4 protein-coding genes and 1 pseudogene are annotated in these 3,806 nt (G+C 46.3%); 3 read left to right on the top strand and 2 right to left on the bottom strand.

Going from position 1 to position 3,806, the window contains the following annotated elements; translation table 11 throughout:
- Positions 1-21: 21 nt before the first annotated feature.
- The 3 genes and pseudogenes from F8N00_RS16975 to F8N00_RS16965 all read left to right on the top strand — a co-directional run.
- A pseudogene (locus F8N00_RS16975) lies at positions 22-516 on the top strand (nitric oxide synthase oxygenase); the annotation flags it as partial.
- The gene (locus F8N00_RS16970) at positions 513-959 is read left to right on the top strand and encodes an NUDIX hydrolase (protein ID WP_421018643.1); all 447 of its coding nucleotides are present in this window, start codon (positions 513-515) and stop codon (positions 957-959) included. The pseudogene F8N00_RS16975 and the gene F8N00_RS16970, both read left to right, overlap by 4 nt.
- Before the next feature lie 66 nt (positions 960-1,025).
- Entirely contained in the window at positions 1,026-1,709 is a 684-nt protein-coding gene (locus F8N00_RS16965) for a hypothetical protein (RefSeq protein WP_421018642.1), read from the top strand.
- A 94-nt stretch (positions 1,710-1,803) separates the two neighbouring features.
- Here F8N00_RS16965 and F8N00_RS16960 read toward each other — a convergent pair whose 3' ends face one another.
- Both F8N00_RS16960 and F8N00_RS16955 read right to left on the bottom strand, forming a co-directional pair.
- Positions 1,804-2,586 (bottom strand): GNAT family N-acetyltransferase, encoded by a 783-nt coding sequence (locus F8N00_RS16960; RefSeq protein ID WP_162236816.1) that lies wholly within the window; start codon positions 2,584-2,586, stop codon positions 1,804-1,806.
- A gap of 93 nt (positions 2,587-2,679) precedes the next feature.
- Positions 2,680-3,806: amino acid permease (locus tag F8N00_RS16955; RefSeq protein WP_421018641.1), on the bottom strand; the 1,127-nt coding region annotated here is incomplete at its 5' end.

Raw genomic sequence — 3,806 nt, 5'->3', positions numbered from 1 at the left:
AGATGTGTATAAGAGACAGGGTATGCTGTGCCGATGATTGCCGACATGCAGCTTGAGATCGGTGGCATCGTCTATCCGTGTGCTCCGTTCAACGGATGGTACATGGGAACAGAAATCGGGGCTCGTAATCTTGCCGATACGGATCGTTACAATCTGTTACCGCTCGTCGCGACACAACTCGGTCTGAATACTTCGCGTGAACGTTCGCTTTGGAAAGACCGAGCGCTCGTCGAACTGAACGTTGCCGTACTCGAATCGTTCGAAAGTGCCGGTGTTACGATCGTCGATCACCATACGGCTGCGAAACAATTCGCTCGTTTTGAAAAAAATGAAGCCGTGTGTGGTCGTGATGTCACAGGGGAATGGTCCTGGCTCGTGCCACCGATGAGTGGGGCAACGACGCATATGTTCCATAAGGATTACGACTCGGAAATCAAACGACCGAACTTCTTTCCAAAATCAACACAGACGGCACCTGTAACCGGCTGTCCGTTTCACCAAGGAGCATTGAAATGAATTATGTCGAACAGTTACGTCAAAAAATCGGTCATGACCCAGTCATTCTTATCGGTTCCGTCGTCCTCGTCGTGCAAAATGAACACATTTTGCTCGAACAACGAAACGAAACACAAGCCCGCTTTGGTTTACCAGGAGGATTGATGGAATGGGCGGAATCACCGGAAGAGACCGCGCGTCGAGAGCTTAAAGAAGAGACTGGCTTAGAGGTAAAACGATTAACGTTACTCGATGTCTACTCCGGTCCGCAATACGTGACGACGTTAGCGAACGGAGACATCTTTCAAAGCGTCACTCTCGCCTATATCGGTGAACATCCGATCGGAATGTTAAAACAAAGTGATGAAAGCATCAAGCTCCAGTTCGTACCGCTTGATGACTTACCCGATCATTTGGTCGGCTCTCACGCTCGAATGATTGAAGACTACAAAAACCGCCGCTGAACTATAGCGGCGGGTTTTTATTTGTTATAAAATGGAATTAATTCATTATTAGAAAGGAGCTTTCCGATGAAACCACTTGTAATTGCAGGCATGTCCACCCTCCTCAGTCTTTCATTGATCTCTTCGGCAGAAGCTGCTGCTCCTAAATCCGTCAAACAGACGTATACGATTGTCGATGCAAAAAACAAAAAGTACACCGTTTCTGTCCAATCCAAAGCAGCAACTTGTCGCAAAGCGACGGCAGACGACTTTTGGTGGATGAAAGGAAAAGACACGTTGTGCACTGGAAAGTTTTCTTTGTACTTAAACAACAAATCGACAGCTTACCACTATACGTTCTCGAAGGATCGTCCGTATGTGATCGCCACTCACGATTTTCGTACAAGCGGGAAATTGAAAAATGTATCAGGTAATCCGACTGTCTTTTCCCTCTCTTCCCGCGAAACATCATCTTACATGAGTTTAACTACATTCTCGATTCAGAACGGAAAATTAATTCGTCATCCAGGAACATTCATGTCTTACCGTATGCGACCGAAGATGAAAAGTGACTTATTACAAGTTCCAATCTACTCTAACGCTGGAGACGAAGTAGGCTTTTTGTTCCAAGATAAAAAATTATCTAAAGGAAAATGGGTAAAAGGCAAAGAATATTCATTCTTATCCTCCAGTTTTAATAGCAAAACATATAAAAAAGGAGTTCAAGAATGGAACGCCTACAGCTCTAAGACGAGTTATTTCGTAAAGTAACGATAGCCTATGTAAAAAAAGCCCTTATATTTTTATGCATCCTATTGGCATACATAAAAATATAAGGGCTTTCGTAGTCAAAATCAGTCACTTCCTATTTTAGCGACTGACGCATGATGTATTGTTTCAAATCCCGCTGAGTCCACCCTTCAAAACGTAACGCCTCCCAGATCTGCACATCTGTTGATTGATAATGGTAGGTCGTGCCCGGTAAACGACGCACGACTTCTGTTGCGTGTCGTGCTTTTTGTTCTGCTGGACCGACGACTGACAAGAGGGATGATCCGGCTACTGCTACTACACTTGCTTCTAATTGATAATAATCCGTTTGTAATTGCTGCATGACATGAGGATCTTGCTGCCAGATGTACTCCCCTTGTCCATGGTATTGTTTCAAAAACTCCACTTCTTCGATCGTCGGCAGAGCGGCTTCTTGGCGTTCATCTGTTAAATGAAAATATCCGATTTCTCCAACGATCGTGTAATGAAGCGATTCATACAATCGAATCGCTGGGTCGTTCCCTTGAATGACTTCAAGCATCAGACCATCCATTCCGATTTCTTTGGCATGACTCAGTTGTGCTTGATATAAGGCTTTCGCAATCCCAAGACGACGATACTGTGGTGAGATCCCCAGTCCCCCACACCGCATGATACGTTGACCCTCGATCTCCTTCCAACCGTTCAGCCAGAGACCGACTGGTATTTCTCCATGATAGGCAACGAATGAATGCTCCAATTGGTTCCCGTCTCGTTCGATGATGCGCTCTTGGAATTCTGCTTCCGATAAGTGCAGTGGAATCAAATAATCTTGGAATCCATCCTGCATCGCTTTGTACGCCGTTTTTACGCCAGGTGCGCGTTGAATATGAATCATCGAAAAACCTCCTTTTCCACTGAGCTGTTTCGCTTTCGTTCGCCTCATTTCCTGCATACAAAAACACCCTTGTCGCCAAGGGTGTTAGTCGATTCATTGATGGAGTTTCGAACGCTTGCGTCCATATCCGAAGTACAACAGTAATCCAATGGCTGTCCAGATAAAGAAGGCAATCCACGTGAATGGTTGTAAGTTGAACATAAGCATGATACAAGCAAGGACCGACAAGATTGGTAAGACTGGGACGAACGGAACCTTGAAAGCACGCTTCAAATCAGGACGCGTCCGGCGTAAGACGATGACCGCGATCGAGATGAGCGAGAAGGCTGCCAGTGTTCCGATGTTGATCAGTTCAGCAAGTGTACCAAGCGGCACGAATCCAGCGATTAAACCAGCAATCGTTCCGAGAATCCAAGTTGCTTTCACTGGTGTGTGCGACTTTTCGTTGACGTCTGAGAAGACTTTCGGTAATAATCCGTCACGGCTCATCGCGAACAAGAGACGGACAAGACCAAATGTCATGACAAGGATGACCGTCGTCATACCAACGATGGCTCCTAAATCGACGAATCCAGCGACCCAGTCTTGACCTGCCACTTTTAAGGCAAGGGATACTGGGCTATCAACACCTTCAAACTGTTTGAATGGAACAATTCCGACCATGATGGCAGAGACGACGACGTATAAAACGGTAACGATCGCAAGCGACCCTAGAATCCCAACCGGTAAGTTACGTCCCGGGTTTTTGACTTCTTCTGCTGCCGATGTAACGGCATCGAATCCAAGGTAAGCAAAGAAGGCAATCGCTGATGCTTGCAGGACACCGCTCATACCGAACGGAGCAAACGGTTTGTAGTTGCCTGGTTCGATGTACCAGATCCCGACGACGATGAACAAGACGACGACGGCAACTTTGACGAGTACCATGATGTTATTGACGCGTTTTGTTTCTTTAATCCCAAGCGAAAGTAAGAGCGTGATGACCATCAGAATCAAGAACGCTGGTAAGTTAAAGAACGTTTCGCTTCCTGGTACAGCACCTGGAGCAGCTGTTAAAGCTGTCGGTAAATGGAGACCAAAGCCTGCTAACAGTGACTGGAAGTACCCTGACCAGCCGGTCGCAACGGCACTCGAAGCGAGTCCGTATTCTAAAATGAGACACCAGCCGATGATCCAAGCTACGACTTCCCCAATCGTTGCGTATGTATACGTATATACAC

The organism is Exiguobacterium sp. A1_3_1 (assembly GCF_048985645.1).
GTDB lineage: Bacteria > Bacillota > Bacilli > Exiguobacteriales > Exiguobacteriaceae > Exiguobacterium_A > Exiguobacterium_A indicum.
Note: the sequence above shows the minus strand (reverse complement) of the source record. Positions and strands in the feature narration are given on the sequence as shown.

What these genes read in the sequence shown, in the direction of transcription:
- F8N00_RS16970 (WP_421018643.1), top strand. Translation starts at nt 513, where the DNA reads ATGAATTATGTCGAACAGTTACGTCAAAAAATCGGTCATGACCCAGTC.
- F8N00_RS16965 (WP_421018642.1), top strand. Translation starts at nt 1,026, where the DNA reads ATGAAACCACTTGTAATTGCAGGCATGTCCACCCTCCTCAGTCTTTCA.
- F8N00_RS16960 (WP_162236816.1), bottom strand. Translation starts at nt 2,586, where the DNA reads ATGATTCATATTCAACGCGCACCTGGCGTAAAAACGGCGTACAAAGCG.